The 799-nt window shown below is 37.9% G+C and carries 1 pseudogene; it reads right to left on the reverse strand.

Going from position 1 to position 799, the window contains the following annotated elements:
* A pseudogene (locus tag ACS8FD_RS19175) lies at positions 1 to 453 on the reverse strand (MFS transporter); the annotation flags it as partial.
* Between the last annotated feature and the right edge of the window lie 346 nt (positions 454 to 799).

Raw genomic sequence — 799 nt, forward strand, 5'->3', positions numbered from 1 at the left:
CATCTGAAACAAACCATTAGCCCCGACAAGCTCGTCTTTTTGCATTGCTTGTGGCAGATAAGCATATTTAATCGGACCAAAAAAGGTAGAATGCGTACCCATTAAAAACAGCGCTACAAATAGCAGAGCATACCATTCAAACACAAAGCCTATAGCCGCCACTGTCATAATGACCAGCTCAAGCAGCTTAACAAAGCGGGTGAGTTTCGACTTTTCAAACTTATCTGCAATCTGTCCCGCCAAGGCAGAAAATAAAAAATAAGGCAAAATAAACAGCATGGCGGCTAAATTATTCAAGATGCTCACTTCCACGCCGATTTGACTGGCGGCAGTATAGGTCAAAACTAAAATCAGTGCTTGTTTAAAAATATTGTCATTAAAAGCACCCAAAAACTGGGTAAAAAACATAGCGTTAAAGCGACGACGCTTAAATAATTGAAACTGATTTGCCATGTGGACTCCTACAAGTGGCTAGCGTCTGGTGCATAGAGTGAACTAAATACAGGCAGCATAAGGTATTTGTATGCTATATAATTGTGATTATTATCAAAAACTTATTGAAATATAGGATAGGTTGATGGTTTTTAGACCGTATAATAGCAAGGCTTTGCTATAAATACATGTGCTAGATGCTATGATTTGATAATTAACTAAGCTATGATTTGTAAGCTTGACATAGTGGTGTCAAAGTTGATTACCAGTATCACTAATATTAAATATGATAAGTACATTCACCGGTTAGTGCAGGCGGTAGTCATCGTCAGTATAGTATGCCGCGTGAAGTGATAGGAAATAAGTA

It is taken from the genome of Psychrobacter sp. 1U2 (assembly GCF_051847575.1).